The 25,100-nt window shown below is 69.3% G+C and carries 18 protein-coding genes; 10 read left to right on the top strand and 8 right to left on the bottom strand.

Annotated features, from left to right (window positions below):
• The first annotated feature begins 173 nt into the window (after positions 1-173).
• The 3 genes from JRI60_RS21010 (at position 174) to JRI60_RS21000 (ending at position 2,840) form a co-directional block, all read left to right on the top strand.
• On the top strand, positions 174-1,181 hold the full coding sequence (locus JRI60_RS21010) for a thiamine pyrophosphate-dependent dehydrogenase E1 component subunit alpha (RefSeq protein WP_204227629.1): 1,008 nt from the start codon (positions 174-176) through the stop codon (positions 1,179-1,181).
• A 3-nt stretch (positions 1,182-1,184) separates the two neighbouring features.
• The gene (locus tag JRI60_RS21005; RefSeq protein WP_204227628.1) at positions 1,185-2,240 is read left to right on the top strand and encodes an alpha-ketoacid dehydrogenase subunit beta; all 1,056 of its coding nucleotides are present in this window, start codon (positions 1,185-1,187) and stop codon (positions 2,238-2,240) included.
• A 108-nt stretch (positions 2,241-2,348) separates the two neighbouring features.
• Positions 2,349-2,840, top strand: coding sequence for a GNAT family N-acetyltransferase (locus JRI60_RS21000; RefSeq protein WP_204227627.1), 492 nt, complete (start codon positions 2,349-2,351; stop codon positions 2,838-2,840).
• Positions 2,841-2,864: 24 nt separating this feature from the next.
• Here the strand turns inward: JRI60_RS21000 and JRI60_RS20995 are convergent, their stop codons facing one another.
• The gene (locus JRI60_RS20995) at positions 2,865-3,221 is read right to left on the bottom strand and encodes a TIGR02266 family protein (protein WP_204227626.1); all 357 of its coding nucleotides are present in this window, start codon (positions 3,219-3,221) and stop codon (positions 2,865-2,867) included.
• A gap of 219 nt (positions 3,222-3,440) precedes the next feature.
• Here JRI60_RS20995 and JRI60_RS20990 point away from each other — a divergent pair, with 219 nt between their 5' ends.
• Together JRI60_RS20990 and JRI60_RS20985 are read left to right on the top strand one after the other, a co-directional pair.
• Positions 3,441-4,301 carry a hypothetical protein gene (locus JRI60_RS20990; protein ID WP_239470640.1) on the top strand — a complete coding sequence of 287 codons (861 nt, stop codon included), beginning with the start codon at positions 3,441-3,443 and terminating at the stop codon, positions 4,299-4,301.
• Between the two features lie 300 nt (positions 4,302-4,601).
• Positions 4,602-5,672: a TauD/TfdA family dioxygenase gene (locus tag JRI60_RS20985; protein WP_204227624.1), complete on the top strand. Its 1,071-nt coding sequence runs from the start codon at positions 4,602-4,604 to the stop codon at positions 5,670-5,672.
• A gap of 6 nt (positions 5,673-5,678) precedes the next feature.
• Here JRI60_RS20985 and JRI60_RS20980 read toward each other — a convergent pair whose 3' ends face one another.
• From JRI60_RS20980 to JRI60_RS20970, 3 genes are all read right to left on the bottom strand, one after another.
• Entirely contained in the window at positions 5,679-6,554 is an 876-nt protein-coding gene (locus JRI60_RS20980; protein ID WP_204227623.1) for a Uma2 family endonuclease, read from the bottom strand.
• Between the two features lie 97 nt (positions 6,555-6,651).
• Entirely contained in the window at positions 6,652-9,324 is a 2,673-nt protein-coding gene (locus JRI60_RS20975; RefSeq protein ID WP_204227622.1) for a phosphoenolpyruvate carboxylase, read from the bottom strand.
• Between the two features lie 77 nt (positions 9,325-9,401).
• Positions 9,402-11,960 (bottom strand): DEAD/DEAH box helicase, encoded by a 2,559-nt coding sequence (locus JRI60_RS20970; RefSeq protein WP_204227621.1) that lies wholly within the window; start codon positions 11,958-11,960, stop codon positions 9,402-9,404.
• A gap of 160 nt (positions 11,961-12,120) precedes the next feature.
• On the opposite strand from JRI60_RS20970, the gene JRI60_RS20965 reads away from it, so the two are divergent.
• From JRI60_RS20965 to JRI60_RS20950, 4 genes are all read left to right on the top strand, one after another.
• On the top strand, positions 12,121-13,485 hold the full coding sequence (locus JRI60_RS20965; protein ID WP_204227620.1) for a UbiA family prenyltransferase: 1,365 nt from the start codon (positions 12,121-12,123) through the stop codon (positions 13,483-13,485).
• A gap of 4 nt (positions 13,486-13,489) precedes the next feature.
• Positions 13,490-15,328 (top strand): hypothetical protein, encoded by a 1,839-nt coding sequence (locus JRI60_RS20960; protein ID WP_204227619.1) that lies wholly within the window; start codon positions 13,490-13,492, stop codon positions 15,326-15,328.
• Positions 15,297-15,491 carry a hypothetical protein gene (locus JRI60_RS20955; RefSeq protein ID WP_204227618.1) on the top strand — a complete coding sequence of 65 codons (195 nt, stop codon included), beginning with the start codon at positions 15,297-15,299 and terminating at the stop codon, positions 15,489-15,491. Before JRI60_RS20960 ends, JRI60_RS20955 begins: the two co-directional genes overlap by 32 nt.
• Before the next feature lie 195 nt (positions 15,492-15,686).
• Positions 15,687-16,319, top strand: coding sequence for a DUF2378 family protein (locus JRI60_RS20950; RefSeq protein WP_204227617.1), 633 nt, complete (start codon positions 15,687-15,689; stop codon positions 16,317-16,319).
• Positions 16,320-16,418: 99 nt separating this feature from the next.
• Here JRI60_RS20950 and JRI60_RS20945 read toward each other — a convergent pair whose 3' ends face one another.
• Together JRI60_RS20945 and tgt are read right to left on the bottom strand one after the other, a co-directional pair.
• Positions 16,419-17,267 carry a tRNA (5-methylaminomethyl-2-thiouridine)(34)-methyltransferase MnmD gene (locus JRI60_RS20945; protein WP_204227616.1) on the bottom strand — a complete coding sequence of 283 codons (849 nt, stop codon included), beginning with the start codon at positions 17,265-17,267 and terminating at the stop codon, positions 16,419-16,421.
• A 4-nt stretch (positions 17,268-17,271) separates the two neighbouring features.
• Positions 17,272-18,450 carry a tRNA guanosine(34) transglycosylase Tgt gene (gene tgt / locus JRI60_RS20940; protein WP_204227615.1) on the bottom strand — a complete coding sequence of 393 codons (1,179 nt, stop codon included), beginning with the start codon at positions 18,448-18,450 and terminating at the stop codon, positions 17,272-17,274.
• Positions 18,451-18,683: 233 nt separating this feature from the next.
• On the opposite strand from tgt, the gene JRI60_RS20935 reads away from it, so the two are divergent.
• On the top strand, positions 18,684-19,280 hold the full coding sequence (locus JRI60_RS20935; protein ID WP_239470639.1) for a peptidoglycan-binding protein: 597 nt from the start codon (positions 18,684-18,686) through the stop codon (positions 19,278-19,280).
• A 121-nt stretch (positions 19,281-19,401) separates the two neighbouring features.
• On the opposite strand, the gene JRI60_RS20930 is transcribed toward JRI60_RS20935, so the two are convergent.
• Both JRI60_RS20930 and JRI60_RS20925 read right to left on the bottom strand, forming a co-directional pair.
• Positions 19,402-22,854: a CHAT domain-containing tetratricopeptide repeat protein gene (locus JRI60_RS20930; protein ID WP_204227613.1), complete on the bottom strand. Its 3,453-nt coding sequence runs from the start codon at positions 22,852-22,854 to the stop codon at positions 19,402-19,404.
• Between the two features lie 39 nt (positions 22,855-22,893).
• A complete protein-coding gene (locus JRI60_RS20925; protein WP_204227612.1) occupies positions 22,894-25,083 on the bottom strand; it encodes a PKD domain-containing protein in 2,190 nt (729 codons plus the stop codon).
• Between the last annotated feature and the right edge of the window lie 17 nt (positions 25,084-25,100).

Raw genomic sequence — 25,100 nt, 5'->3', positions numbered from 1 at the left:
CCCCCCGGAAACGAGCGTCCCACGCCGGGGGTGTGTTCACCGTAACGCACCGTCCGTCTACGCCGCGGCGCGGCATGTTCGACGGGCCCGTGACACCCTCGTGTGCTTGAGATTCCGGGGCACCTTTGCGGTATAGGGGGCGCCGTCCTTTTCCCTTCCCAAGAGAGACGCGCGTGCCGAAACCCCGCCTCCTCAACCGCGATGAAGATTCGCTTCCGCTCGAGCGGGAGCTCCTGGTCCGGATGCACGACCTGATGGTGAAGGCGCGCGTCCTCGAAGAGCGCCTCATCCAGATGTACAAGCAGGGCCACGGCTACTTCTGGATTGGTGGCCCGGGTGAGGAGGCCTTCAACGTCCCCCTCGGCCTGCTGATGAAGAAGGGCCAGGGCCCGGCCTACGACTACCTGCACGCGCACTACCGCCAGTCGGCCACGATGATGGCCCTGGGCGAGGAGCCCATCGGCGCGCTGCGGCAGATGAAGAACGTGGCCGCGGACCCCTACTCCGGCGGCCGCAACTTCGCGGGCCACTTCTCCAAGCGCGAGTGGAACATCGCCCCGGTCTCCTCCCCCATCGAGGTGCAGTACGTGATGGCCCCGGGCACCGCGCTGGCACAGAAGCGCCACGGCGGCGACGGCATCACCATCGTCACCGGCGGTGACGCGGGCACGGCCGAGGGCGATTTCGCCTCGTGCCTGGTGTGGAGCTCGCGCCCTGGCAACGAGCTGCCGCTGCTCATCATCGTCACCAACAACAAGTGGGGCATCTCCACGCCGGCCGCCGGCCAGCACGGAGAGACGCACGTGGCGGATCGCGGCAAGGCCTTCAACATCCGTACCAAGACGATCGACGGCAACGATCCCATCAACGCCTACCTCGAGCTGAAGGAGGCGATGGAGTACGTGCGCAAGGAGCGCAAGCCCTTCCTCATGGAGGCGTTGGTGTCGCGCCTGTACGGGCACTCCTCGGCGTCCGGCGCCAACTTCGTGGGCAACGAGCAGGACTGCCTGGCCGCCTTCGAGGAGCGCCTGGAGAAGCAGGGCATCCTCACGCGCAAGGAGATGGACGAGCTGCGCAACCGCTACACCGAGGACATGGCCGCCATGGCCCGTCAGGTCCGCGAGGAGCCGCTGCCGGCCCCCGAGACCATCTGGAACCACATCTTCGCGGAGAGGAAGTAACCCATGGCCAACATGGCACAGGCCGTTCGCATGGCCCTGCACTACGCCGAGGAGAACCTCGGCGTCACCGACATCTTCGGCGAGGACGTGGGCGCTCCCCTGGGCGGCGTCTTCACCGCCACGCAGGGCCTCAAGACGGCGTGGAACTCGCCCCTGGACGAGCGCGGCATCATCGGCATGGCCATCGGTCTGGCCATGGCCGGCTCGAAGCCCGTCGCGGAGATCCAGTTCGCCGACTACATCTACAACACGATCGATCTGCTGAAGATCGCCGGCAACACCTGCTGGGCCACCCACGGCGACTGGAACCTGCCCATGGTCGTGAAGACCCCGGTGGGCAGTGGCATCCGCGGGTCCATCTACCACTCGCACTCCTTCGACGCGACGGCCACGCACATCCCGGGCTGGAAGATCGTCATCCCCTCCAACCCGCTGGATGCGTACGGGCTGATGATCTCCGCCTGCCAGGAGATCAACCCCGTCATGTACCTGGAGCCCAAGGCGCTGCTGCGCATCAAGGGCGAGGAGCGGATTCCGGGCGAGCCCGAGGACGACAAGCTGCTGTCGAAGATGATCGACGCGCCGCTGGGTGACCGCACGCAGTGGAAGCCGCAGTGGCCGCAGCTCGAGGCGTACGCGGTGCCCATCGGCAAGGGCAAGGTGGTGCGCGCGGGCGCGCAGGTGACGGTGGTCAGCTACGGCCGCACGCTGCCGCTGTGCAAGAAGGCCGCGGACGACCTGGCCAACGAGGGCGTGGACGCCGAGGTCATCGACATGCGCACCCTGTGGCCCTACGACTGGGAGCTCATCAAGGGCTCCGTCGAGAAGACGGGCCGCGTGCTCTACGTGAACGAGGACACCGAGGTGACCAACTTCGGCGAGCACCTGGTGCGCCGCACGGTCGAGGAGCTCTTCTACAAGCTGATGGCGCCTCCCCGGCTGCTTGCTGGCAAGTTCGTGCCGGGCATCGGCCTGGCGGACACGCTGGAGATGGCCTCGGTGCCCCAGCAGGGCGACATCACCTCCGCCATCCGCTCGCTGGCGTCCGAGCAGCCCTGATTCTCACCTCACGGTAGGCGGAAGTGTGCGAGGGCGGCCCGGAGAAGAGTCCGGAGCCGCCCTCTACCTTTGCGAGGTCGACCGCCCCTTGAGTAGACTGTGCGCGCCGTGCAACCGATCCCCTCCAGAACCCCCGCCCCGGACGCTCCCTCCTTCCGCATCCGCCGTGCTCGCCGCGGTGACGCCGAGAGCCTGGCCGCGCTCCTGCGAGAGATGGGCTACCCCCATGGCTCGGATGCCCAGACGGTCCACTGGGTCATCAGCCATCCGGAGATTGAAATCTTCGTGGCGGCGGACGTGCAGGATCGCCCCGTGGGCATGGTGTCGCTGTCGCACCGGCCGCAGCTGAGGCTGCGCGGGCGGGTGGCCACGGTGGACGAGCTGGTGGTGACCGAGGGCTGGCGGCGCCGCGGCGTGGGCCGGGCGCTCATGCAGCAGGTCATCGAGCGCTGTGGCGCGCGTGCGCTGAGCGTCAAGCGGCTCGAGGTGTGCTCCTACGGTCAGGAGGAGCTGCGGGGTTTCTACGAGTCCTGCGGCTTCGTGAAGATGGACCGGCAGGTGCTGCGCTACGCCGAGCTGGAAGGCCAGCACGGCCAGTAGCGCGGCACCCGGCCTCGCCCCGCCTCAGCGCTTGAAGCTGCCCACCACGCGCTGCAGGCGCGCCTGGTCGGCTTCGGTCACGTCGACGAAGCGCACGCCAATGGCCTCGGCGTCGTCACGGACCCACGAGATGATGCCCTCGAGGTCGAAGTCCTCTCCGCTCACGGTCATCTGGAGGCGCACGCGCGAGCCCACGTCGTAGGAGCGGCGCGTGCGCAGGCACAGGCCTCCCGCCGACAGGTTGAGCGAGTAGGCCCGCAGCGCTCGCGCCGCGTCCTGGGCTTCCTGGAAGCGGACATCGAACGTCGCCGTCACCCTCTCATGGGCCCTCCGGTTGGAGTGCAGCACCGCCGGCGACTCCGCGGCTTCGGACGTCTTCATGGTCATGCGCACTGATTCCTCGGGCTCTCGTCTTGGGTGAATGGCACTGAGATGACGCACTCGGTCGGAGACCGTGTGGCAGTACCAAGTGTCCGCTGTACCCCAGGTCTTGTTCAAGGGGGGCCCGTTTCTCCACGGACGTCTTATTAGTCCCGTTCGTTACTCCAGACGGGGCGAGGAATGCGGGCCAAAGTTCTCCTAGTGTGCAGTGTTCTCCTGTTGGGTGGATGGGTAGCCAGTGGCTGCCGCAACGGCAACGGGGGCGCGGGGAATGACTCCGGGACGCTGGCCGACGGTGGGCCGGGGGCGAAGAACGACGGGGGCGGAGGGACACCGGACTCGGGAGACGGGGACGCGGGAGAGGTGCTCTCGGGTTGTGACGTGGCGCGGCAACAGGGCTGTGACGCGGGCTCGCTGTGCCTGCGGGGCTTCCTGGAGGACGGTGGGCAGGGCAACCGCTGTTTCCCCGCGGACGAATGCGATCTGGTGGCGCAGAACTGTCCGGAGGGGGACAAGTGCACCTACGTGCGCCAGGGGAGCACGACGAGCCGGCGCTGCGTGCGGGACCAGATGGTGGAGGAAGGCGGAGCCTGCCAGAGCACGGCGACCCCGGAGGGCCACTTCCACGACACGTGCAAGGCGGGGCTGTACTGCACGGACCAGACCGCGGCGGATGGGGGCACGACCTTCACGTGCCAGAGGTTCTGCTACGGGAGCGCGCAGTGCACGGCCCCGCGCGATTGCATCGAGGTGCTGCGCTTCGAGGGCTCGGACGAGCTGCCCCGGGTGTGCGGCGAACCGGGGCCGAAGTGCGATCTGCTGGCGCAGGGCTGCGCGAGCTCGCTGGGGTGCTACCCCTCGACGAGGAGCGGACCGGTGTGCGTGCCGGCGGGAACGGTGGAGAACGGCGCGCCCTGCACGTACTCGAACGACTGCCGGCCGGGGAGCGCCTGCGTGAGGGACGGGGCGGGCCTGGTGTGCCGCGCGCTGTGCCGGACGCCCTCGGGAACGCCGGGCTGCGAGAGCGGGCGTTGCGAACCCCTGCAGGACTTCCCGGGCGTGGGGGCCTGCGTGCCGTAGGGCGGGTTGATCTGTCCGCGACCCGCCGTTAAGCTGGCCTCACCATGAGTGCAACGTGCGCCCGCTTCCTGACGACCGCCTGCAGCCCCTGTTGCTGCGGCGAGTGTTGTTAGGCGAGCAGCCACGTCCCTCTGACAGCACCAGCGGAGTACCCGCTGGCGCGGCGCGAGGGAGCCCTCGTCTCGCCCCCCTGAGCACGGCGTCTCGCCACGGAGCGTCTCCGACGCGCCGTCGTGGGCGCGTGCTCGAGCCTGGCCGGCCCCACCGTGTGTCCGGCCATTCCTGGAAGAGGAAGTGCCGATGCCCATTGCCCGATTCGAGCCCCACGATGATTTCCTGCGCGTCCACTTCGCCTCGGGAGAGGGCCCGCGCCACGCCGACTTCCACTGGTTCTGGCTGCGGCACAACTCCGAGCTGGACCGGCACCCCCTCACCCGCGAGCGCATCGTCTGCTCCTCCGAGCTACCGTTCGAGCTCCGCCCCCGCCACGTGCGTCTCACCGAGGACGCGGCTGCCCTCGACATCGACTGGGGCGACCGCTCCGACGGGCAGGTGAGCCGCTACGCCGCCGACTGGCTCCGTGAGAACGCCTACGCGGCCGACCGGGTCCCCTCCCCCGCTCCTCCCTCCGACAGCGCCGCCATCACCGTGGAGGCCTCGCGGCTGGACGAGCCGCTCGGGCGCTTCGCCGTGCGTGCCCTCCAGCGCACCGGAGCCCTGGTCGTGCGCGGCTTCGGCACCGACACGGAGGCCCTCATCGACGCCATCGGCGGCGAGGGACTCTCCGTCATCGAGACTCACTTCGGGCGCATCGAGGACCTGCGCACCGACAACACGACGAACCGCAACACCGACCAGCTCGGCTACACGGACAGCGCCGTCCAACTGCACACGGACCAGCCATTCCTCGACAGGCCACCGCGCTACCAGCTGCTGCACTGTCAGCGGCCCGCGGAAACGGGAGGCGACAACTTCGTGGTGGACGCGCTCGCGGCGGCGCACCACCTGGCCGACCTCGACCGGCCCGCCTTCGACCTGCTGCGCACGGTGCCGGTGACCTTCCACCGCAAGCAGAAGGCCTTCGAGCGCGTGCTCGTCTCACCCATCCTCGACTTCGACGCGCCCGGCGGCTTCCGCATCCGCTACAGCTACTTCACCCTCGCGCCCCACCGCCGGCCCTTCGCCGAGATGGAGGCGTGGTACCGCGCGTACAACCGCTTCGCGAAGCTCGTACGGGACGAGCGCCACCAGTACCGCTTCCGCCTCGAGAAGGGCGACTTCCTCATCTACGACAACTGGCGCATGCTCCACGCGCGCACGAACTTCACCGGCGCCCGCTGGGTGCGGGGCGTGTACTTCGACGCGGCGTAGCCACGCTCAGCTCCGGCCGCCGCGCAGTCGCTCCAGCTCGGCGAGCGCCTCGGCCAGCTTGCGCTCGGCTTCCTTCCTGCGGCTCGCCTCCTCGGCCAGCTTGTGCTCGGCTTCCTTCCTACGGCTCGCCTCCTCCTCACGCAGGCGGGCCTCCTCCTCACGCAGGCGGGCCTCCTCCTCGCGCAGGCGGGCCTCCTCGGCACGGCGTGCTTCCGTGCCCTCCACCATCCGCTCGAGCCGGGCGATCAACTCGTTCGCTTCCGGCAGCACCGCTCCTCCATGGAAGAAGCGCAGCCGCTCGTCCTCGATTTGCAGCTCCAGCCCCAGCACCGCGGAGGAGTAGAGGCCATGCTGGGGCAGGATGGGCCGGTAGACACGCCGACCCTCCTCCAGCCGCCAGCCAGTCAGCCGCAAGCGTCCCCGATCGAAGAGGAAGTACTCGCGGATGCCGAGCCGGGCGAAACGCTCGACGTTCTTCTCCAGGTCCTTGCGCCGATCACCCGCGACATGAATCTCCAGCGCCAGGTCGATTCCCTTTCCCTCGGCGCTCACCGCCCAGCGCATGCGCGAGTGGGGCTCGACGTCCACCACGGCGATGACGTCCGGGGCGAACATGGGCTCGCCCGGGTAGTACACGGGCAGCTCACATCCCAGGTACACCTTGCGGCCGATGCGCGCGAAGTAGCCACCGAGCACCTCGCGCGCACGCGACTTGGCCTCGTAGTGGGGGTCCCCCTCGGGTGTCGAGGCCTCGGAGACGGGGAACTCGGAGGGCAGGCTGTCGACGATGCGAGCGCGCTCCTCCGACGAGAGCCGCTCCCACTCCTCCTGGGGCGGCGCGCGAGGATCGTCCGGGTCGACGCGATAGGGATGGACGCGCATGGGCCTGAGGACAGAGTAATGCCTCGTGGGGCATGCACCAAGCCGGGGCGGACGGAAGCGTCTGGAGGAAGGCGTCCGGCGGCCTGGAGCCCCCTCCTCACCCGGTGTTGCGCATGCCCGCGGCGATGCCGCTCAAGGTGAGCAACAGCGGCCGTTCGCAGTTCTCACACCCCGCCCGCTTGCGCCGCATCAGCTCCACCTGGAGGAAGGACATGGGGTCCACGTAGGGGTTGCGCAGGGCGATGCTCTGCCGCAACTGCTGGTTCCCCTCCAGGATGCGCGTCTCGCCCGTCACCTGCTTCACCCAGCGGCGCGTGCGCGTGTACTCGGCGCGGATGCGCTCCCACAACGGACGCGTGGACTCGGGCGCCAGCGCCGCGTACCGCGAGGCGATGGCCATGTCCGCCTTCGCCAGCACCATGGCCACGTTGTCGATGACCGTGTGGAAGTAGGGCCACTGGCGGTACATGCGCCTCAACAACTCCTGGCCTCCGGGCCGTGAGCCCAGCTCCTCCAGCGCCGAGCCCACGCCGTACCAGCCCGGGACGATGGCGCGGTTCTGCGTCCACGCGAAGCTCCAGGGAATGGCGCGCAGCGACTCCAATCCCCCGGCGGAACGCTTGCTGGGCCGCGAGCCGATGGGCAACGCGGAGATCTGCTCGATGGGCGTGGCCGCCTGGAAGAAGGGAACGAAGTTCGGATCCTCCCACACGAGCGCGCGGTAGGCGCGGCGGCCGATCTCCGCCAGCTCGTCGAAGGTGGCGCGAAACGAGGCCTCCTCCTCGCGAGCCACGCGCGGCTGCGCATCCAGCGAGTGCAGCAGCACCCCGCCGAGCACCAACTCCAGCGTGCGCCGCGCCAGCTCGGGCCGGGCGTACTTGTGATCCAACGCCTCGCCCTGCTCGGTGGCCTTGTACGTGCCGGCGACACTGCCGGGCGGGAGCGCGAGGATCGCCTCCTGCGCGGGGCCACCGCCACGGGCCACCGTCTCGCCCCGGCCATGGAAGAGGCGCAGGCGCACGCCGGCCTCGTGGGCCACCTGGGTGAGCGCGGACTGGGCGCGGTAGAGCGCGGCGCTGGCGGCCAGCAGCCCCACCTCCTTGCCCGAGTCGCTGTACCCCACCATCACCTCCTGCACGCCTCGCGCTTGCAGGTGACGGCGGTACTCGGGGTGGGTGAACAGCTCGCGCAGGATGCGAGGGCCATCATCGAGCGCCCCGAGCTGCTCGAACAGGGGCACCACGTCCACGGTGGCGCACCCCCGGGCCTCGTCCCACAGGCCCGCCCCCCGCGCGCACTGGAAGGCCGCGAGCACGTCCTCGGCGCTGGCGGCCATGGAGAGGATGAGCGTGCGGCAGCACCCCTCTCCCGACTCGGCCTGGGCCTCGCGCATGCGCTGCAACACGGCCAGCAATCTCGCTCCGCCCTCCGTCGGCGCGGGCCCTCCCGCCAACGACGCGGCGGCGCTGCGCGCGTCCTCGGCGGGCGTGCGAACCTCCAGCTCGGCCAGGTGGAAGCCCACCGCCTGCACCAGGGAGACGAGGCGACGCACCTTGCTCAACCCACCCTGCTTCGCCTTGGCCTCGATGAGGGAGCGCTCGAGGATCTCCAGATCGCGCAGCAGATCCGCGGGCGAGCGGTAGGCCGCGGGAGGAAGCGGCTCGGTGCGGCCGGCGCGGCGGCCCTCGACGTACGCCAGGGCGGCCTGGAGCCGGGCCTCGATGAAGCGCAGCTTGCGGCGCCAGGGCTCGCCCGTGGTGCGCGAGCCGTAACGGGCCATCACCTCCGGCAGGGCCGCGGCGTCCTCGGCGAGCGAGGCCTTCAGCTCCTCCGAGACGAAGGCATGCCGCTCGGACTGGGTGAGCACCCAGCCCAGCCGGGCCACCTGGTTCATCAGGGCTCGCAGGCCGCGGGCGCGGTGGGCGCGCAGCGTGTCCGCCAGCACCTCCGGCGTCACCAGCGGGTTGCCATCCATGTCCCCGCCCACCCACGAGTGCAGGCGCACGGGCGTGGCGAGCACTCCCAGCGGCTCGCCATAGACGCGCTCGAAGGCCCAGTCGAGCGTCTCCGGCATGAGCGCCAGCTGCTCACCGAGCACCTCCTCCACGTACCAGAGGACGTTCTTCACCTCGTCGCCCACGGTGGGACGCTCGCGGCGCAGCTCGTCCGTCTGCCAGAGGGCGGTGATCTCCTCGCGCATGGACAGTTGGGTGTCGGTCTTCTCGCGCGGGGTGAGGTGGCAGCGATCGCGGTTCTCCAGCAGCCGGGCCAGGCGGTAGGTCTTCTCCAGCACCGTGCGGCGGGCCGCCTGGGTGGGGTGCGCCGTCAGGGTGAGCGTCACCCGCATGGACATCAACAGCTCGCGCACCTTCTGGGCGGGGACGCCGGCCTGCCGCAGCGTCTGCATCACCGCCTCGAGCGAGCCCCGCTGCGGGCCTCCCTGGCCGCCGATGGCGTGCTCGCGGGTGCGGCGGATGCGGTGATGCTGCTCGGCGAGGTTGACGAGGCGGAAGTACGTGGAGAAGGCACGCAGCACGGGCTCGGCCTGCTCCAGGGGCATCTCCCGGAGCAGCGCGGCCAGCTGCGTGGCGGCGGCCCGGCGGCCGGTCTTCGGCCCGCGGCGGCGCTCGATGGAGAGGTGCCGGACGCGCTCCTCCAGATCGAAGAGGGCCTGTCCCTCCTGCTCGATGAGGACCTCACCGAGCAGGCGGCCCAGGAGCCGGACATCCCGGCGCAACTGCGAATCGACGCGACGACGGATGGAAGACATACGAGGCACCAGACTACTGCCGCTCACGCGGCCCGATTCACGTTGAAAGAGGGACTCTCAGCGATGACACGGCGTCGTCACGTGCCGATCCGGCGCAGGGTGAGCAGCGGACCGTCGTCCACCTTGCGCCCGGTCAGGTCGATGACGCAGTCGAGCATCCAGTCGCCATGGCCCTCGGGATCGAGGATGCGCTGCTGCGCCTCCCACTGCCGCGGACCCGTCTCCTTGAGGAAGGTGTTGGCCGGCCGGCGCGCCTGCGGGGTGAGCACCACGCTCCCGTTCGCCTCGAAGTAGGGGGCCATCGCCGCCTCCAGCTTCGCCACCGTCCAGTCCTCCCCTCCCGCCTCCAGCCGCAGCAGTGCCAGCGCGTCCGCGTAGCGCCTGTACCCGAGCGCCCGCAGCAGCCGGTGCAGCTCGTTGCGCACGTGCGCGGCGAAGGCGCGCGGGTCGTCCGTGAGGTCCGTCGGGCGGCGCTCCGGCGCCTCCGCCCGGCGCACGACGACCTCGCCCGGGTTCTTCATCCGCTCCCACTCGTCCAGCAGGCTCTGGTCGACGTGGCGGATCATCGCCCGCATCCAGTCGATGATCTCGTTGACCTCCTGGTTGCGGTAGCGCTCGGGCACCGTCTGGGTGAGCGCCTTGTAGGCATCCCCCAGGTAGCGCATCAGCACGCCCTCGCTGCGCTGCAGGCCGTACTCGCGCACGTAGTCATGGAAGGACATGTACCGCTCGTACATGTCGCGCATGATGGACTTGGGCCGGATGTTCTCCGCGCCCACCCACGGGTGCTTCTCCGCGAAGGCGTTGAAGGTGGTGTAGATGAAGTCCCGGTTGGGCTTGGGCCACTCGAGCTTCTCCAGCTCCTCCATCCGCTGGTCGTACTCCATGCCCTGGGCCTTCAGCTCGTTGATCTTCTGGCCCTTGAGCTCGTGCAGCTGGGCGTAGAGCACCACCTCCGGGTTCTCCAGGATGGACTCCACCAGCGTCAGCACGTCCAGCGCGTACGTCTCCGCCTCGTGGTCCAGCTTGTTGAGCGTGTCCAGCAGGTACAGCGACAGCGTCTGGTTGAGCGAGAAGTCGCGCTGCAGCCCCGGCGCCACCGTCACCGTCGCGCCCGAGCCCTCCTGCCCCTTCTGGACGATCACCAGCCCCGCGTTGCGCAGGGTGCGGAAGCAGGCCGCCGCCTCCTTCAGGTTGCGCCGCTTGATGTAGTCCGAGCCGTGCGAGCGGAAGATGAGCCGCACCAGCCGCTGGTAGCCCTCGGCGCCGCCCACCATCTCGCTCTGCAGCAGGTTGAGGAGGAAGCCGTGCGTCACCTCGAAGCGCGACTCCAGCGGCTCGGGGAGACCGGTCTGCAGCCGCTCGAAGGTGCTCTTGTCGTAGTTGACGAAGCCCTTCTGCGGCGGAGGCTTGCGGGGCAGGCGCTTGCCGCCCTTGGCCTCCTTCTGGGCGATCTTCACGTTCTCGATGACGTGCTCGGGCGCCTGCGCCACCACGCTGCCCTGCGTGTCGAAGCCCTTGCGGCCCGCGCGGCCGGCGATCTGCTGGAAGTCGCGCACGCTCAGCGTGGCCAGCTTCTCGCCGTTGAACTTGAAGAGCTGCGTGAAGAGCACCGTGCGGATGGGGATGTTCACCCCCACGCCCAGCGTGTCCGTGCCGCTGATGACCTTGAGCAGGCCCGTCTGCGCCAGCTTCTCCACCAGCAGCCGGTACTTGGGCAGCAGGCCCGCGTGGTGCATGCCGATGCCGTGCCGCAGGAAGCGCTGGAAGTCCTTGCCGTAGGGCGTGTCGAAGGGCGCCTCCAGCAGCGCCTGCCGGATGGCCTCCTTGTCCTCCTTGGTGGAGAAGTCCACGCTCATCAGGTTCTGCGCCTGCTCGGCCGCCGCCCGCTGCGAGAAGTTCACCAGGTAGATGGGCGCCTTGTTCTGGCGGATGAGCTCCTGGATGGTCTCGTGCAGCGGCGTCTCGCGGTACTCGAAGTCCAGCGGCACCGGGCGCTGCGCGCTGCGCACGCTGACCACCTCGCGGCCGCTGAACTCCTGCAACCGCTCCTCGATGAGGTGCGTGTCGCCCAGCGTCGCCGACATCATCAGGAACGTGGTCGTCGGCAGGGTGATGAGCGGAATCTGCCAGGCGATGCCGCGCTCGCGGTCCGCGTAGTAGTGGAACTCGTCCATCACCACGTAGTCCGCGCGCAGCATGGCGTCGCGCAGCGCCAGGTTGGCGAGGATCTCCGCCGTGCAGCAGAGGATGGGGGCCTCGCGGTTGATGGCCGCGTCACCGGTGAGCAGGCCCACGTTCTCCGGACCGAAGGCCTCGCACAGGGCGAAGAACTTCTCGTTGACGAGCGCCTTGATGGGGCAGGTGTAGAAGGACACCTTCCCCTCGGCCATGGCCTTGAAGTGCAGCGCCATGGCCACCAGCGACTTGCCCGAGCCGGTGGGCGTCTTGAGGAACAGGTGCTTGCCCCCCAGCAGCTCGAGGATGGCCTCCTCCTGCGCCGGGTAGAGGGACAGGCCGGTGGACTCCACCCAGCCGACGAAACGGCTGAGGATCTCATCGGAGTCCAGGGGGCCCTGCGAGCGGTCGGGCAGCAGCGCCGCCAGCGGCGCACGGGGGGTATCGAGCGTGACCATGTATGAAGGACTCTAGGCGGGAGCGTGGGCAGCCAGCCCGGAAAAATGCAGGGTGGACTCCGGAGCCGCTCGGTGGGAAACGGATCGCTCCCTCCTCTGCATTCCAGAGAAGGCCTGTCGCCGGGTCCCCCGGCCACGCTATCCTGCCCGGCCGCACGCGATGCATCCTTCACCTCCCGTCACCTCACCTCCCGCGTCCACCGCTTCCGAGTCGCAGCGGGGCAACCCGCCGCTCGCGGTCGAGCTGGAGGGGGTCCTGACGCGCACCCATACCCTTCACGAGGGGCTGCTGCGGCTGCTCAAGCACCATCCGTTCCAGGCGCTCGCGTCCCTGGGGTGGAGGCTCAAGGGCCGTGCCTTCGTGCGCGCCGAGGTCGCCCGTCGGGTGGAGCTGGACGTCACGCGGCTGCCCTATGACGAGGCGCTCGTCGCGCACCTGGGCGAGGAGAAGGCACGGGGCCGGCGGCTGGTGCTGGCCACGGCGGCCGATCAGAAGGTGGCCGAGGCGGTGGCCGCCCACCTGGGACTCTTCGAGGCGGTGTACGCGAGCGATGGCGCCCAGGAGCTGTCCGGGGTCCGCCGCGAGGCCCGCCTGCGCGAGGCCCTGGGCGAGCGGCCCGAGGAGGCCCGCCCCCAGGGGGCCACCGTGTCCGGGCCCCGCGCCATGTTCAAGGCGCTGCGGGTCCACCAGTGGGCCAAGAACGTGCTCGTCTTCGTGCCGCTGCTGGCCGCGCACAAGGCGCTGAACCTGCCGATGCTCCTCCAGGCGGTGCTGGGCTTCATCGCCTTCAGCCTGTGCGCCTCCAGCGTGTACGTGCTCAACGATCTGCTGGACCTGGACTCGGACCGGCGGCACCCCACCAAGCGCCGGCGGCCCTTCGCCTCGGGGGCGCTGTCGGTGCACGCGGGGTTGTGGCTCGCCCCGGTGCTGCTGGGCGCCGGGGTCGCGGTGACGTCGCTGCTGCCTCGCGAGTTCCTCGCGCTGCTGGGCACCTACTACGCCATCACGCTGGCGTACTCGTTCTACCTCAAGCAGGTGATGATGCTGGACGTGCTGGTGCTGGCCGGGCTGTACACGGTCCGTATCTTCGGCGGCTCGCTCGCGGTGGGCGTGCCCACCTCCAGCTGGCTCTTCACCTTCTCCATGTTCCTCTTCCTCTCCCTGGCGCTGGTGAAGCGGCTGAGCGAGGTGCGCAGGCTGCGGCAGACGAACGAGACGGCGGCGCACGGGCGCGGGTACGTGGCCGGCGACTACGAGCAGCTCTCCATGCTCGGCGTCTCCAGCGGCTACCTGTCCGTGCTGGTGCTCGCGCTCTACATCACCAGCAAGGATGTGACGGCCCTCTACACCCACCCGGAACGGCTGTGGCTGCTGTGCCCGGTGATGATGTACTGGGTGGGGCGCGTATGGCTGCTCGCCCACCGTGGCGAGGTGAACGAGGATCCGCTCGTCTTCGCGCTGAAGGACAAGGTCAGCTACGCGGTGGGAGTCATCGCCGCCGGGGTCCTCCTCGCCGCCTCCTGAGAGCATGTTCGCGCTCCTCCTCATCTGCCTCTACCTGGCCGCCCTGCTCCTGGCCGCCCGGCGCATCGGTCTCCGGGTGGACCCCCAGGCCCGGGGAGCCGAGCGCCTGCTGCTCACCGGGTCCGCCCTGCTCGGGCTGGCGGTGGCGCTCCCGACGGTGCTCGGCGCCGCGGGGCTGCTGCGCGGACCGGTGCTGCTCGGGACGGCGCTCGCACTCGGGGCCGCGACCCTGGTCCGCCGCGGCGCGCTGGCGGAGCTGGGAGAGGGCCTGCGTTCCCTCCGGGCCCTCGAATGGCCCCGGAGCCCGCTCTTCCGCGTCTCGGCGGCGGTGGCCGCGCTGATGTGCCTCTGGGCGCTGCTGGCGGCACAGACGCCCTCCCTCGGGTGGGACGACTACTTCTACCACCTGCCCTTCATGGTCCACGCCTTCCAGACGGGGGACCTGGGGCCATTCCCGGTGGCGGACAACGTCGACTACATCAACGCCTACCCCAAGTCGCTCGAGCTCATCGGCACCACTTTCGTCATCCTCTCCGGCTCGATGCAGTGGGTGGAGCTGGTGCAGCTGCTGTTCCTGCCCGGCGCGTGCCTCGCGATCTACGTGCTGTCCCGGCGGCTCGGCGCGGACCGCGAGCTGGCCGCTCCCCTGGCGTTCGTCCCCTTCCAGATCCCCATGGTGATGTGCCAGCTCAAGACCGCGTACATCGACGTGGCCAACGCGTCGCTGGTCTGCATGGTCTTCGCTGGCCTCTTCCTGGCCGCCCGGGGTGGACGCGCCGGCCTCTTCATCTGCGTGGTGATGGGAGGCGTGCTGGCCGGCTGCAAGCCGACGGGGCCCTACCTGGGGGCCACGCTGCCCTCCGTGGCCACCGCGCTGTACTGCTGGCGCCAGAAGCTCTCCAGGGGCGCCATCGTGCGGCTGGCGGCAGTGGTGGGTCTGGCCCTGCTGCTGCTCGGCGGCCACTGGTTCGTCCGGAACATCTTCCTGTACGGCAACCCGCTCTGGCCCTTCATCCTCGACGTGGGGCCGCTCCACCTGCCCGGCCGGTTCTCCCCCGCCCTCGTCGCCACGTGGCAGGGCCCGCCCAGCACCCTCACCCCCCTGCAACGCTGGCTCTTCGCGTGGCTCGAGGCCAGGACGTGGTTCGGCCCGCTCTACAACTTCGACACCAACTTCGCCGGCTTCGGCCCGCTGTGGCTGATGCTGTTACTGCCCTCGCTGCTCACCGCCGGGGTACTCGCCGCCGTCGACTCCTCGCGCGCCCGCCGCCTCACGCCCCTGGCCTGGTTCGTCCTGCTGGCGGTGGGGCTGCACGTGATGGATCCCGGCCGGCAGTACGGGCGCTACTCGATGCACGTACCGATGCTCGCGGCGGTCGCGCTGGGGGCGTTGCTCGGGCGCCTGCCGCGCGTCGCGCACACCACCGTGGCGGCCCTGTGGCTGGCCGGGCTCGCCTGGTGCGTCTTCGGCACCGCGAGCTTCGGGTACCTGAGCCCCCAGGAGGCACGTCAGCTCGCGACCCTGCGCACCCCGACGTCGCGGCCCTGGTTCCATGGCGCCTTCCTCGGGGAGCTGCCCTCCCGGCTCCGCGACGAGGACGTGCTGCTGTACACCGAGGACGTGTCCTTCGTGGCCGCCCTGTGGAAGCCGGACCTCGGCAACCGGATCCTGGGGCACAGCCTCCTCAAGGAGAGCCTCCAGCAGGCCGTGCGGCGCTTGAAACCCACCGTGGTGCTCGGCAAGCGCGCGACCCTGGACAGGGAGCTCGCGGGGCTGGCCACGGAGACCCTCTTCAGGGAGGAGACGGATGATGGACTCGAGCTCCGCAAGATCCTCCACTGAGTCCGCGGGCAACGCCCCGGAGACCCCGCGCTGGCTCCCGTGGCTCTGGGCCGTCCTCGTACTGGCCGGAACCCTCACCTATGTGCTCGCCGCCCGCCTCGGGGACCGCAAGGTCGGCGTGAAGGCGCTCCTGACCTGGTGGCGCGAGGTGCTGGGGCTGTAGGCCTCCCCCACACGAGCACCGCTCATGTGAGCCCACTCCCCTCCTTTTTCCTGTCAGACCATCAACGGCAGCGGATCTGCCCACATGCGCTCACTCTTTATAGGGGTGGACGAATTCATCTAACGTGCATAACTGCACGGTCCCTGAACGGACATGTAGCGCTCACGCCTGCTTACCGGATATATCGAATACCCCATGAGCGACGAAAAGCTCGTATACGCAGGAACCATCGAGGCGCTGTTCCAGAGGGCACTCGAGAACCGTCTCACGCCGGCGTGCCGGATGCGTCTGCGCGAGGCTGGACTCGACCTCGACCAGAAGCTGTCTCCCACCTACACGCATGAGCAGTGGAGGCAGTTCCTCCGCGTGGCGGCGGATCACATCTACGCGGGGATGCCCGTGGAAGCGGCGTACTACTCGCTCGGCGAGCGGTTCATCGACGGGTACTTCTCCACGCTGTTCGGTCGCGCCCTGCTGGGAATGGTCCGGCTGGCGGGTCCGCGGCGGGCACTGGCACAGGTCCGGCTCGGCTTCCGCAGCAGCACCAACTGCAGCGAGGTGCGGGTCGTGGAGCGTGAGTCCACCTCGATGGAGGTGTGGCTGAGCGACATCATGGCCGACCAGCCGACGTTCGCGGCGGGCGTGCTGGCCCGGGCGACGGAGCTGGCGGGTGGCCAGCGGGTCGTCGCCATCCCCGAGGGTTTCGACGGCCGGTCCGCCACCTACCACGTGCGCTGGTCCGAGCAGGCCGAGGCCGTGGTGGGCACGGAGCTCACCGCGCGGAGCGCCGCCGGGAACAGCGCGTCCGCGCCCCGTCCTCCCGCCTAGGGAGCCTGAACCCGAGTCTCGTCGGAGCCGCGAATGAATGGCTCCGGCGATACCCACTGGAGGGTCGCCCCTGGGAAAGGGGGTGACCCTCTTGTCGTTTCAGGCCATTCGCCACTGGGGATGGGCGAGCACGCGCGCCTCGAGCTCGGGCGTCAGCGGCTCACCGTGGGGGGCCCGGGACGAGGAGCGGCGCCACCTGTCCAGCCAGCGCTCTCCGAGGGGCGCGGCCAGGGACTCGCGGCGCGTGGCCGCCACCGTGGTCTCCCCCTTCGTTCCCGTGGAGAGCCCCGCTCCCACGTAGAAGCCCGCCAGCAGCAGCGTCACCCGCGTGGGCGTGGCCGCGCTGTACGTCAGCAGCAGCGCGCCCTCTCCGTCCTCCCGGCAGCACGCCCTCACCTGCGACAGCACCCGAGGCGTCCACATCTCCGGGTTGGACGCCGGGGAGAACGGGTCGAAGAACACCAGGTCCGCCCTCGGCAGCCCCGCGCCGATCAGCCCCTGCGCATCCCCCAGGTGCAGCCGCCAGCGCAGGCCCTCCACCTCCCACACGCCGTCGCGCATGAGCGCCTCGGCCGCCTCGCGGAAGGGTTGCAGGAAGGGGAATCCCGCCGCGTCCGCCAGCGCCAGCCGCAGCGGCGCCAGGTCCACCTCGAAGCTCACCAGCTCCAGCCCCCGCTTGCGCTCGGCCCCCAGCTCGCGCGCGCAGGTGAGCGCCGCCACCGCGTTGGTGGCCGCCCCCAGGCCCACGTCGTGGATGACGATCGGCTCGCCCGGGGTGCGCAGACGCTCGGCCAGACGCGACTGCTCCACGTAGAGGCGCAGGGCCTCCTGCCACGGGCCCACCGAGGGGTGCATCACCTCCCCGTGCCCGAGGTGCCGCACCGCCCGCGAGCCGTTGCGCAACGTCACCAGCTCGAAGTCGCCATCCCGAGGGTTCTGTGCGTCCACGCGCTCAGCCCACTTCCTTGAGGGTGACGGCGCCGGGCCCCACCTCGAGCTTCGCGTCCTTGAGATCCTTGGGCGTGGCGACGGCCTGCTTCAGCTCGCGGTAGGCCTGCGCGTAGGAGCCCTTGAGGATGGCATCGCGCATCTTCCAGGTGAGCTGCTGGTAGTGGTGCACGTTGTGCACGGACAGCATGCGCGAGCCCGTGTGGTGCTTGCCGCTCATGAGGTGCTGCAGATACCCGCGGCTGTAGCGCTTGCACACGTAGCAGTCGCACGTGGGATCCAACGGCTCGTCCGAGAGCCGGAACACCTGGCGGGTAATCCGGACGAGCCCCTGGAAGGTATAGGCATAGCCCTGCTGCGCCATCTTCGTGGGGATGATGCAGTCGAACATGTCCACGCCGCGCAGCACCGCCTCGAGCAGATCCGTGGGGGTGCCCACGCCCATGAGGTAGCGCGGCTTGTCCTGGGGCAGCGAGGCGGCGGCGCGGGCCGTCATGGCCTTGCGCTCCTCGTTCGTCTCGCCCACCGCGAGGCCGCCGATGGCGAAGCCGTCGAAGGGGTGCTGGGTGAGGAAGGCGGCGCTCTCGTCGCGCAGGTGCGGGTGCACCCCGCCCTGGACGATGGCGAAGAGGGCCTGGCCGGTGTCCACCTTGTTCTTGGCCGCGAGGCTGCGCAGCGCCCAGCGGTGGGTGCGCTCCATGGCCTCGCGTGTGCCCGCCTCTTCCGTGCGCGAGTCGATGCACACATCCAGCACCATCATGATCTCCGAGTTGATCGCCTGCTGCATGGCGATGCTGGACTCGGGGCTGAGGAGCTGGCGGCTGTTGTCGTGGAAGCTGCGGAAGTGCGCGCCCTTCTCGGTGATGAGCCGGTCCTCGGGCAGCGAGAAGATCTGGAACCCGCCCGAGTCCGTGAGCACCGCCCCGTCCCACTGCATGAAGGGGTGGATGCCGCCGAAGCGCTGGAACACGTCGATGCCCGGCTTGAGCATCAGGTGGTACGTGTTGGACAGGAGGATCTTCGCCCCGGTGGCCTTCACCTCGTCCATGCCGAGGTGGCGGAAGGAGGCGTGGGTGCCCACCGGCATGAAGACGGGCGTGGGGATGGAGCCACGCCGGGTGTGAAGCACCCCGGCACGGGCCCCGGTGGGGTCTGTGGTGACGAGCTCGAAACGGACGGCCATTGGCTCCGCCTTATACCCGCGGCGGGCGCTGGACATGCCCGCTATCCGCACGGCCGCTCCCCGGGGAGGGAACCAACCATGCGGCTCGCTCCATCCGTTGGAAGAAACCCGCGAGGTCCCCGCCATTCATAAGTTTTCGTCACATGCCGTGTCTCTCCCATCAGTCCAATTGGTCGAAATGACCAATCACCCGGCGACGGCGACTCCGTCGCCACCGAATGAGGAGAGACATCATGAGTTACGAAACGTTGAAGGAAGGCTCCAGTGGTTCCGCGGTCGTCGAGCTCCAGCGCAGGCTCCTGGCGGCTGGCTACAACCCAGGGCCGGTGGACGGCATCTTCGGCGCGCAGACGAAGCAGGCGGTGATGGCCTTCCAGCGCGCCAATGGCCTCGTGGTGGATGGCATTGTCGGTCCCATGACATGGAGCCGGCTGCTAGGCACCAGCGCCACGGCCGAGGCCTTCGTGCAGAGAGCCCTGTCGCAGTCCGGCGATCGCTACGTCTACGGCGCGGAGGTCAATCTGGCCGATCCCAACCCCTCGGCCTTCGACTGCTCGGAGCTGGTGGAATGGGCGGCGCACCAGGTGGGCGTCTTCATGCCGGATGGGACGATGAACCAGATCCCCTACTGCCAGCGCAACAACACGGTCATCTCCATCGACCAGGCCAAGCGCACCCGGGGAGCGCTGCTCTTCAGGCCCGAGCATGTCGCCATCAGCCTGGGGAACGGGATGACCATCGAGGCCAGGGGCAGTGCCTACGGCGTGGGCAGCTTCAGCGCCAATCGTGAGTGGACGCTGGGCGCTCTGGTTCCCGGGCTGAGGTACTGATGGGCACATGGCACGGAGTGCCCCCGGGCCCCGCCCCTCCTCCAGGGGCCCGGGGGAACCCCACCCCCCTACAACACAGGAGCCCGTGACCCGGGAACTCATGCATCGAAGAATTCGCGGGCTATTTTTCCAGCGCCGCCTGGGGTCCAGACGCGAGCGAGCGCAGGGGCGCGTCACGGCCCAGGGCGATGAAGGGCGCCCAGTCGTGGGGGTGGGGCTGGGTCTGACGCAATGCGCGCATCGCCTCGCGCAGCGCCGTGGCCCTCCCCTGCCCCGCCAGCAGGTTGCGGTAGTAGCCCTCCATCAACTGCCTCGTCGTGTCGTCCTTCACCTTCCACAGGCTCATGACGACCGTCTCCGCCCCTGCCACCACGAAGGCCCGGCGCAGCCCGTACACCCCCTGCCCTGGCTTCACGTCCCCTCTGCCCGTGTCGCACGCCGACAGCACCACCAGCTCCGTGCCCCACAGGTTGAGTCCCGCCAGTTCCAGCGCCGTCACCAACGCGCCCTCGGACGGCGTCTTCGCGGAGCCATCAGGCGCCGGGGCTCGTACTCCCGACAGCACGAGGCCGGAGCGCAACAGCGGGTCGGGCGCCAGGGCTCGGGCCCGATCTCCCAACGCACCGAAGTGGCCCACGGCGCGCGAGCCCTCGGGCACCGGAGCGTCATCCAGGAAGAAGCCATGGGTGGCCACGTGCAACACCCCGGGTGTGGCCAGGTGCAGCAGCCGCTCCTTGGTGGCCTCCAGGCCCAGGAAGAGCTGGGCCTGGGGAATCAGACGCTGGATGGCCTCGGCCTCCTGTCGGGTGCCGGGCAGGGGCGTCCAGGAGCCCTCCGCCAGACTCGCGCGCCGCGTGGAGAAGAATCGTTCGAGGGACGCGGAGCGCTCTGCCAGCTCCGAGGCAGGAGCCTCCGAGGAGGTGGGTGCCGAGGGAGCGGCGCTGAAGTCCGGGTCGGCCAGGACGACCACCGAGTGGGAGGGAGCCGTTTCCTGGGGGCGCGGCAGCAGGTCCCTGCCCGAGGTGAGATAGGTGATGTCGAAGGCGTCAACGAGGAACCGCTGGCCATCGTGCAGGGCGGCGAAGGGGACGAGGCCGAGCTGTCCATCGGGCGAGAGGAACAGGCGGCGCGTCTTTCCCAGCAGCGGCAACAGGGGCCGGAAGACCTGGTCGTGGAGCGCCTGGGCATGGGTCTGGAAGGCGGCGTCGCGGATGGCCAGGGCATGGCGCAGCTGCGAGGCAGCGGCATCGATGGGCGCGGCGAGCCCCAGGTCGAGCACCCGGGTCCGCCCGTCGGGAAAGAGCACCACGGCCAGATAGCGGGGCTCACCCGGCGTCTTCGGTTCGCTCGTGCCGGGCGCGTGAACGAGCGGATGGTCCACGTAGGAAATGAGCTCGACGAGGGCCCCATCCTTGGGAAGAGCGGCGGCCACCCGGTCGACGACCTTATCGGGAGCCGGCAGCGCTCTGCGCGCGCGCAGGGGGGCAGAGCGTCTGGCGAGGTCGGCTTCGAGGGCGTCGCCCTGCTCGATGAGCTCCTTCAGGCGCCGCTGATAGTCGGCGGGTGCTCGCGAAACGGGGCCCTGGAGCGAGAGCTTCGCGAGCTGGGTACGCAAACCTCGCAGCCGCTCGAAGGTGTCGCGGTCCTCGGCGCTCAGGCTGCGATAGATGGTGCGCGAGGTGTCGGCCGTCTCCTCGACGGAGCGGCCCTTGAGGAGGAGCACGGCGCCGAGGGCCAGGCGTCGGACCCGGGCATCCTCTGGATGGGCTCGCAGCAGCGCGTAGAGACCTTCCTCCTCGGCGCGCAGGAACTGGAGGAAGTTGGCCAGACGCACCTCGGAGAAGTCGAGGGCCTCCCGCCGCAGACGCCCCTCGGAAATGACGAAGGAGCGTGTGAGCAGTGGCAGGGCCTCGGAGAGGCGATGTCGGGCGAGCCGGATATGGGCAAGCAATCCAAGCGCCGTGGCGACGTTGGGATGATTCGCGCCAAGGGTCTCTTCCCAGAGAGCGAGCGCGCGCCGCACCAGAGGCTCGGCTCGCTCCTGGGCCCCTGAGTGATCGTAGAAGGTGGCGAGGTTGTTGAGCACGCGAGCGCTCGCGGGATGTTTCTTGCCGAAGGCCGCTTCATGGATGGCGAGCGCACGCTCGAAGAGCGGCCTGGCCCGCTCGTATTGCCCTTGTTCCTTGTAGAGATTGGCGAGGCTGTCGAGTGCGTCAGCGACCTCGGGATGGTTCTTGCCCAGAGCCGCTTCCCGAATCTCCAGCGCACGCTCATAGAGCGGCCTGGCCCGTGCGTATTGCCCTTGATCATTGTAGAGTTGCGCGAGATTACCGAGCGCGGTGGCGACGTGGGGATGGTCCTTGCCCAGGACCGCTTCCCAGATCGAGCGAGCCCTCTCATAGAATGGCGCCGCGCGCTCGTAGAACCCCTGGCGCCTGTAGATGATGGCAAGGCCGGTGACCAATGGGGCGATCTCGGGATGCTCCTTGCCCCGGGCCACTTCCCAAATGGAGAGCGCACGCTGGAACAACGCCTCGGCCCGCTCATACTGGCCCTGATCGATATAGACGTTGGCGAGATTGCCGAGAGTGGTGGCGACGCGGGGATTGTCCTTGCCGAACGCTACCTCGTTGATGGCAATCACACGGGTGTAGAGGCGCTCGGCCTGCTCATACAAGCCCTGATCGCGGTAGACGTTGGCGAGGTTGCCGACCGCGGTGGCGACGAGGGGATGGTCCTTGCCCAGGGCTGCTTCTCGAATGGCAATCGCGCGCTCGTAAAGTGAAGCGGCCCGCTCGTACGAACCTCGAGCATGGTAGACGCTCGCGAGATTGTTGAGCACGTAGGCGACGTCGGGATGGTCCTTCCCGAGCGCCGCCTCGAGGCTGGCGAGTGAACGCTGAAAGAGCGGCTCGGCCTGGCTGTACAACCCCTGTCCATAATAGAGGATGGCGAGATTGTTGATCGATTGGGCGACGAGGGGATGGTTGGCGCCGAGAACCGCTTCATGAATCGCGAGCGTCCTCTGGTAGAGGGGCTCGGCGCGCGCGTACAAGCCCTGTGCCCTGTAGAGGTTGGCGAGGTTGTTGAGCGTCATGGCGACGTCGTCGTGTTTCTCGCCGAGCGCCGCTTCCCGAATCTCCAGCGCGCGCTGAAGCAGGGGCTCGGCGCGAGCATACAACCCCCGGTCCGAGTAGAGCTTGCCGAGGGCATTGAGCGAGGCGGCGACATCGGGATGGCTCTTCCCGAGCGCCGCTTCTCGAATCTCCAGCGAGCGCTGGAACAGGGGCTCGGCCCGGGCGAATTCTCCTCGAGCCAGGTAGATGGCGCCGAGCAGATGCAGGCTCTTGGCGACTTCTGGATGCGTGCCCCCGAGTACCGCTTCCCGTAGGGCCAGGGAATGCTCGGCCCGGGAAGTCGCCTCCGCGTACTTGCCCGCGCCGTAGAGCTGCTTCGCCTCATCCAGGGCCGTCTGCGCCTCCTGCAACCGCGCATCCGGCTGCTCCTCACCGGCGGCGGCTCCCGCCGCACAGAACAGGAGCACCACCGTCATCCACGTGAGAAACCGCCGCATTTCCCCCCCTCGTCGCGCACGCAGGCGCGGCATCGTGCCTCAGAAGGTGACGATGCCGTAGTCGTTCAGCATTCCGGAGCTCGCGGCGGCCTGGACCACCACGATCAGCCTGTCACCCGCCGCGGAGTAGAACACGAAACGGCCGTAGCTGGCGTACTCGGTGGCGTTCACCTTGAAGGGCGGCAGCGGGATGGCCTGATCGAAGTTGAGGAAGTCGGGCGTGTAGAGGCGCACCTGCTTGCCCACCTCCGAGGTGCCATAGCTCTCCTGCACCAGCGCGATGCGGTTGGCCGCGGTGGAGTGCGTCAGGTGATGGATGGCACTGGCTCCGGACAGCGCTCCCGCGTAGACCATGTCCTCGGACCTGACGCTGGAGGCACGGAAGGTGTTGCCGCAGCGGGTGAAGATGCGGGCACCGTCCTCGGAGAACCAGAGGTCTCCGCACATGTAGTAGTTGCCATGGTAGGGCGAGTCGTAGGCGACCTTGGCGATCCCGGTGCTGATGTCGTACCGCTCGATATCGTCCGGGGACAGTCCGTTGTCGGCTCCGTACATGGCGGTGCCACCCGGGTGCAGGCGCGCCCGCGTGCCCGCGCGGATGGAGTAGGAGGAGCCCAGCGACTCCTTCCCGGTGGCGATCTCGATGGAGTGGATCCCCACCCACTGGTCCACGCGGGGGAAGACATAGGCATAGCCATTGCCCGCGAGAACGACGTCGAACGCGTCCGCGCTCACCGGAATGCTCTTCAGGAGCGCGGGCGTGGAGAGATCGACGTAGGAGATGTACGCGTCATGGCCCACCGCCGCGAACTTGCCGTCCGGCGCCACGCTCACGGCGGTGGGAGCCAGGGGCAGCGCCACGGATTTCTCGGTGTGCGTCGCGGGGTCGTAGACGTAGAGGGTGTTGGGGTCGGCGGCGACCATCACGACCCGGTCGAGCGACTTGCTGTACTCGGCGTCGAGGACGCGGTGGCCGAGCCCGTGGGTGGTGGGGCGCTCGGCGGTGAGGACCACCGTGTCGGCGGGGCTCGTGGCGCGGCCATCGTCCACCACGAGCGACAGCTCATAGGTGCCTTCGAGATCCGGCCGGAGGGAAGGCGTCGGGGTGTTGCCGCCACTCAGGGTCGAGGCACTGCCCGTGGGCTTGCGGGTGAGCGTCCAGGTGAAGGTGAGGGTGTCACCATTGTCGTCACTCCCCTGCCCCTTCGGAGTCGCGGCGGAGCCCACGGAGACGATGAGGTCGGCACCCGCGTTGGCCACCGGTGCCCGGTTCTGGGCCGTCAGGGTGAGGGTGGCCGGCGCGGACGGGTGCAGGCCGTCGCTGACGATCAGTTGGACGACGTAGTCCCCGTCCATGTCGGGGGTGAAGGTGGGCTTCACGAGGGTCGCGTCCGAGAACGCGGCGGTGCTGCCGGTGGGGACCGAGACGAAGGTCCAGCTGTAGGTGAGCGGCTCCCCGCTCGCGGCGGAGCTCGCGCTGCCATCCAGCGTCACCGGCCTGCGGCTGAGCACGGTGCGTGAAGCACCTGGACGCGCGACGGGCGCGGCGGGCCCGGTGTTCTTGCCGGTGAGGGTGATGAACACCGGCTCGGACTCGAGCTTTCCGTCGCTGACCACCAGCCGGACGATGTAGGCGCCCACCAGGTCCGGGGTGAAGGAGGGCTTCGCGGAGGTGGGCTGCGAGAGCACGGCCGCGCTGCCCGAGGGGACCGAAGCGAAGGACCAGCTGTAGGTGAGCGCGCTGTCCTCCGGATCGGAGCTGGCGCTGCCGTCGAGCTCCACGGGCAGGCCGAGCTCCACCTGCCTGGAGGAACCCGGGCGGGCCACCGGTCGCTGGTTCTCGGGCGGCACGGGCTGCTCGGCCTTCACGAGGACGGTGTCCGGACTGCTCTGCTGGCAGCTGTCCGAGACGACCAGCGTGGCCACGTAGAGGCCCGGCAGATCCGCCGTGAAGGTGGGAGTGCGGCTGGAGACATCCGACAACCCGGCCTTGCTGCCGCTGGGAACGTTCGAGAGCGTCCAGTGATAGCGGCCCTGCTCTCCGGGGACGGTGGAGGCCGCCCCTTCGAGCGTGACGAGCGCGCCTGGCTTGATCGTCTGGTCCGGTCCCGCCTGGGCGACCGGAGGCGACTGCGATGCCTTGCAGTCGGCGGGGGGTGGCTGCTCCGTACAGGCACAGAAGAGGACTGCTCCAACCAAAGCGGAGAACCAACGGATGCGCATGCGCATGGGCCCTTTCCAGCAGG

It is taken from the genome of Archangium violaceum (genome assembly GCF_016887565.1).
GTDB classification, from domain to species: domain Bacteria; phylum Myxococcota; class Myxococcia; order Myxococcales; family Myxococcaceae; genus Archangium; species Archangium violaceum_B.
This window is presented reverse-complemented; position numbering and strand designations above follow the sequence as displayed.

Bases quoted from the DNA above. Each gene is read 5' to 3' on its own strand.
- JRI60_RS20970 (WP_204227621.1), bottom strand. From the start codon at position 11,960: ATGGTCACGCTCGATACCCCCCGTGCGCCGCTGGCGGCGCTGCTGCCC.
- JRI60_RS20930 (WP_204227613.1), bottom strand. From the start codon at position 22,854: ATGCGGCGGTTTCTCACGTGGATGACGGTGGTGCTCCTGTTCTGTGCG.
- JRI60_RS20985 (WP_204227624.1), top strand. From the start codon at position 4,602: ATGCCCATTGCCCGATTCGAGCCCCACGATGATTTCCTGCGCGTCCAC.
- JRI60_RS20975 (WP_204227622.1), bottom strand. From the start codon at position 9,324: ATGTCTTCCATCCGTCGTCGCGTCGATTCGCAGTTGCGCCGGGATGTC.
- JRI60_RS20980 (WP_204227623.1), bottom strand. From the start codon at position 6,554: ATGCGCGTCCATCCCTATCGCGTCGACCCGGACGATCCTCGCGCGCCG.
- JRI60_RS20950 (WP_204227617.1), top strand. From the start codon at position 15,687: ATGAGCGACGAAAAGCTCGTATACGCAGGAACCATCGAGGCGCTGTTC.
- JRI60_RS21005 (WP_204227628.1), top strand. From the start codon at position 1,185: ATGGCCAACATGGCACAGGCCGTTCGCATGGCCCTGCACTACGCCGAG.
- tgt (WP_204227615.1), bottom strand. From the start codon at position 18,450: ATGGCCGTCCGTTTCGAGCTCGTCACCACAGACCCCACCGGGGCCCGT.
- JRI60_RS20955 (WP_204227618.1), top strand. From the start codon at position 15,297: ATGGACTCGAGCTCCGCAAGATCCTCCACTGAGTCCGCGGGCAACGCC.
- JRI60_RS20965 (WP_204227620.1), top strand. From the start codon at position 12,121: ATGCATCCTTCACCTCCCGTCACCTCACCTCCCGCGTCCACCGCTTCC.
- JRI60_RS20960 (WP_204227619.1), top strand. From the start codon at position 13,490: ATGTTCGCGCTCCTCCTCATCTGCCTCTACCTGGCCGCCCTGCTCCTG.
- JRI60_RS20925 (WP_204227612.1), bottom strand. From the start codon at position 25,083: ATGCGCATGCGCATCCGTTGGTTCTCCGCTTTGGTTGGAGCAGTCCTC.
- JRI60_RS20995 (WP_204227626.1), bottom strand. From the start codon at position 3,221: ATGAAGACGTCCGAAGCCGCGGAGTCGCCGGCGGTGCTGCACTCCAAC.
- JRI60_RS20935 (WP_239470639.1), top strand. From the start codon at position 18,684: ATGAGTTACGAAACGTTGAAGGAAGGCTCCAGTGGTTCCGCGGTCGTC.